At 52.4% G+C, this 4,734-nt stretch carries 3 protein-coding genes; all 3 read right to left on the minus strand.

Going from position 1 to position 4,734, the window contains the following annotated elements:
• Positions 1 to 532 precede the first annotated feature (532 nt).
• On the minus strand, positions 533 to 685 hold the full coding sequence (locus tag AACZ40_RS28140; RefSeq protein WP_291174981.1) for a DUF1214 domain-containing protein: 153 nt from the start codon (positions 683 to 685) through the stop codon (positions 533 to 535).
• Between the two features lie 163 nt (positions 686 to 848).
• Positions 849 to 3,542 (minus strand): arylsulfatase, encoded by a 2,694-nt coding sequence (locus AACZ40_RS28145; RefSeq protein WP_291174978.1) that lies wholly within the window; start codon positions 3,540 to 3,542, stop codon positions 849 to 851.
• A 326-nt stretch (positions 3,543 to 3,868) separates the two neighbouring features.
• The coding region (locus AACZ40_RS28150) for a carbohydrate porin (protein ID WP_339676892.1) at positions 3,869 to 4,734 on the minus strand (866 nt) is incomplete at its 5' end.

The following is a 4,734-nucleotide window of genomic DNA, read 5'->3' on the forward strand; positions in this document are numbered from 1 at the left end:
ACTGACATGGATCAATTTCTGAGCAAATCGAAGTGACGTGAAACCGATTAACGGTCGTTTGAGCGATTGTACGCGAAACAACGACTAACGTTGACTAAATCCGTACTCCTGCTCCACCGAAACGCAGATTACGATTCCCAGTTCTTTAGTCTAATTTCCACGCTTCTGTCTCGCGGGCTTTAAGAAATAGTCAAAGCCAAATCATCTTGCCGAAATTCGCAGTACACCGCACTCCATTCGATGTAGAAGAATTTCTAACTCTCTTGTCTGGGATCACGATCATGGAAGACCTTACAGCCTGACGAAAACTCCGCAACCATTAATCTCAGAAACATCTTGGCTCGGACAATAAGGCGAGAGCACCAACTGGCAGTGAGCTGCGTTTGGAGATTTCTGAAACTGCGACCACCAGTACTGGTGTCAGAGCAACTTTAAAGAAATAATACCTTGGCCAACTTCATTCTCTTTGCAGCTGGTTCATCTCAACCATGTTACTCTGAGCCGCCTGTCAGTTGGTGGTGATCATATTCAATTACTCTTGTAATTCTATATCCCCTGGCCTCCAGGTTTTATCGAACCAAGGCTTCAGTGGACCATACAGCCGCAGAATCATGAACCAGCTCTTGCTGGGAATCGTCTGTACCCAGTTGCGATCCTTACCTTCAGGCGGCGTGGGAGTGGTCATCTGATACTTCTCACGGGTCTGTGCCTGAACTGTGCTGCAGACGAAGAGCCCTGCATAACCACACACTCAGATACCCACTGTCTGGTTGCTTGATGATGCATATTTCTGGTTTGAATTCTCCGGCGATGCGAAATCGAAATAAAGTCTGTCTTCCGAAATTATTCTATTCCCGCCCCGCCTCCATTTTCTTCAAACCCTCTTCGAGCTTCTGTTTTTCTTCAGCTGAAAGTTGAGGACGGTCAATCGTGATCATCAGTTTGTTGAACTGGGCTGTCAGCGGGAACGGTGGCGTGTAGTCCGCATCGTTCACACCGGTAATCGTATCGGAGCCGATGTCGAAGCTTTCGTCCCACTGCAGAATGATGGGAATCGTTTTCTCCATCTTCTGCGTGACGACTACTTTGCCATCCACCTTGAGCGTACCAGTTCCACTTTTACCGATGCCAGAGAAGTTGTTAAAGGCCATCGTTCCCAAGCCGATACCGTCATATTTGAAGTCGAATTCCAGAATATGCCGTCCGGGCGACAGTACTGCGGGTGCTTCCCATTTAGGTCGTTCCATATCTAACAGATTCCAGAGGAATACCGGCTTACCTTCCAGGAGATAGAAGCCCCAGCCAGCGAAACGGCCGCCGGATGTCACAATCATTCCTTCGGCACCGCCTTCAGGAACCGTGATGTCCGCGGTGATAGTGTAGGATGTATCGAGCAGATACGGTGCATCCCCCTGCGGCAGCCCGGTCATGGGACGTGTATAAACCAACTCTTTGCGTCCTGCTGTGAGGCTCGGACGTGCTGCAGCAACCCGGGCTCCCACCGAGGCGTTCAGTGGTAGGACCTGGTACTTTTCGGCCTCATCCAGAAACATGGCTCGCATTTCTTTGACTTTATCGGGATGTTCCGCGGCGATGTCATTGGTCTGGTTCCAGTCGGTATTCAGATTGTATAGTTGGAACACTTGGTTATTCAGCGGGTCCGGGTTCGCTGCGGAAAATGCCTGCCAGGGGGCACGATTCACTTTTGTACTCATGAACCAGCCATCGTGATACATTGCCCACTGGCCCATCATCTCAAAGTACTGCGTTTTATGACGGGACGGCGCCTTGGCGTTCTTTTTGTCAAAGGTATATGCGAAGCTTGTGCCCTCGACTGGTCTCTGCTTGATACCATCGACATACTGGGGGGCAGAGATACCTGTCACTTCCAACAGCGTCGGCACATAGTCGATCACATGGACGAACTGATCGCGCAAGCCCCCCTTGTCCTTGATACGCTTAGGCCACGAGATCACCATGTTCTGGTTGATACCGCCGAGCCGTGAGGCATTCTGCTTGAACCAGTCAAAAGGTGTGTCAAAGGCCCAGGACCAGCCGGCTGACATGTGGTTGTAGGCATATTCGGTTCCCCAGGCTTCATAAAACTTCATCTGCACATCCACGGGTGGTGCGACACCATTGAAGAACGCGACCTCGCTGAACGTGCCTTCTGGTCCCCCTTCGGCGCTGGTGCCGTTATCTCCATTCTGGTAGATGACAATTGTATTCTCGAGCTTGCCCAGGTCTTCGAAAGCCTGAATCACGCGGCCCATCTCGTAGTCGTTGTAGGCCACGTAGGCGGCAAACACCTCTACCTGTCTGATGAAGAGTTTCTGCGTCTCTGGCGTCAGTTCGTCCCAGGGTTTCAGGAATTCATTCGGCCAAGGCGTCAGTACCAGATCGCCGGGGATGACTCCGAGCCGTTTCTGGTTCGCAAAAATCCGCTCTCGCAACTTTTCATAACCGTCGTCAAACAGGTGCATCTCATGAATCTTGTCTACCCACTCTTTTTTCGGATGGTGCGGTGCGTGTGAGCAGCCGGGAACATAATGCATAAAGACCGGCTGGCTGGGGTCGGTCTGGTGGATCCGTGTCATCCAGTCGATCGCATCGTCGGCCATCGCTGTGATCAGGTTCCACTTGCTCTCTTTTCCGGTGACAGGCCAGATCTCCGCCTTCGGGTCGGTGCGATCCATCTTCAAGGTCCCTTCGTGCCCCGTCCACGGATAAATCTGCGTCGTATTCCGGAACAGGTTCGGCCCCCACTGGTTGGCGTCCCCCCCCACGAATCCGTAGAAGTAGTCGAAGCCCATTCCGGTTGGCCACTGAGAAAATGGTCCGACCTGACTCGCTTCATACGTTGGTGTGTTGTGGTCCTTGCCGAACCATGATGTCGCGTAGCCGTTATCGCGCAGAATGCGGCCGATGGTGGCATTGTTCTCACCAATGACGCTGTTATAGCCGGGGAAGCCCGTGGCCTGTTCGGCAATCACCCCGAAGCCAACCGAATGATGGTTGCGTCCGGTAATCATGGCGGCGCGTGTTGGCGAACAGAGCGAAGTTGAGAAGACCCGGTTGTAGCGGAGCCCCGCGTTGGCGATGCGATCCATGGTGGGCGTCGGTATCACACCACCGAACGTACTTGGCACGCCGAATCCCGCGTCATCGGTCATAATGAGCAGAATATTGGGTGATTCTTTCGGCGGCACGATGCGCGGTGCCCACCACTCTTTCGACTGCAGTGCGTTGTCCTTGATCACGCCTCCAAATTTGGGGGCAGGTGCGGGAAGCTGCTTGCCGTCGATCGTAGTAGTTGAACTGGGGGATCCGAGAACTCCCGTTGTCTGGGGAGTAAATGTGGTGGCTGATTCAGATGGGGATGACTGTATTTTGGCTGTGTCGGATTGATCAATTTGATCCGTCACCTGGGCAGAGGCGGTCTGGGAGAACTCCCCGGAACAACCTGCAAACAGCCCTGGCATCCCCAAAGTAAGGCAGAGTAATAAGATGAACGACTTCATCTCTGTAAGCGGTTTTCTCATCTCAAATCTCCCCAGGCCCGTTATTCATTGTTGTAAATCTTTCATAAGCAGTGTAGAAGAAGACATGAATCGCGAACGTGACACATATGCACTTCTTCTTGTTTCCGACCTGCTGACGTCAAATGCCTGAAAGAGTGGAACAGAATTGTCAGGCCTCATTCTATCCTGAGTATAGAAAATGGCAATTACATCTTGGTGTATTTTAGATGAATTTCATTTCGCGCGATGATACTCGTAATAGCGATGCAGATTTCCATAGTGGAGAGACATTGAATGCGCTGCAAGGCGATGACAGGGGAGATAAATACACACCTGTCGTCTGAGCATTAAAACCGCAGGTTTGCCCGCAGGCCGGGCATGACTGACGTATCGTCGTTGGCGTTGGCATCTTCCAGGACCTGCAGATCGGCAGTCACATGGAACCAGGGAGTCCACGCCATGTTGTAGTAAAGTTCCACTCCCTGTGTATTACGGATCGGCACGACCCCGCTGAGCAATGATTTGAAATCGCTGCTCAGTTCATTGTAAAAATATCCGATTCCCAGTGAGTCCTGTTCGCGGCAGGCAAATAAACCATTGGCCTGCAGCGCGACGTTACCGCTCCAGCGATATGGATTCGGATCGCCATCGGCGATCATCCACTGGCTCATCAGTCGCACGTTCCGCTGATCATTGCAGCAGTCAGACCACAGTACCTGGTCCAGAATGTAGCTGATGGTCCAGGAACCGGTCTGCTGACCGGGGGCGACAATTCCCTGCCCGGGAATCACGGTCCAACTGGTCGGATCGACCGACGTATAAGTTCGACTGCTCCAGTTGCCCAGCAGGGCATGCGAGCCGGGACGACCGCGCCATTCAGTGAAGATCCGTCCGTAGCCCAATACCACGGCCCCCTGGTCAAACAGGTCATCCAGGCCAGCAGTGGTGGATGAATTCGTCGTGTCGTAAACCAGCAATGCACTCTGAATCTGGCCTTCGTGCAGCCCCATTGCACCGGCTCCATTAATCGACAGATTCGTGGTGCGAATGATGGGCGTCGGTGCAATCAGCGAAAGATTCATAAAGCCGTTGATGCCTCGTCCCGTATTGGGATAGATCATATTCCACAAATCCAGCAGATTGTATTTTCCTGCAGTCAGTGCGAAGTTCTCACTCAAAGCCTGCATGAACATCAGCCCGGTGATCGCCGTAT

Origin of the sequence: uncultured Gimesia sp. (genome assembly GCF_963972345.1) — a bacterium.
Classification (GTDB): domain Bacteria; phylum Planctomycetota; class Planctomycetia; order Planctomycetales; family Planctomycetaceae; genus Gimesia.

What these genes read in the sequence shown, in the direction of transcription:
- AACZ40_RS28140 (WP_291174981.1), bottom strand. Translation starts at nt 685, where the DNA reads ATGACCACTCCCACGCCGCCTGAAGGTAAGGATCGCAACTGGGTACAG.
- AACZ40_RS28145 (WP_291174978.1), bottom strand. Translation starts at nt 3,542, where the DNA reads ATGAGAAAACCGCTTACAGAGATGAAGTCGTTCATCTTATTACTCTGC.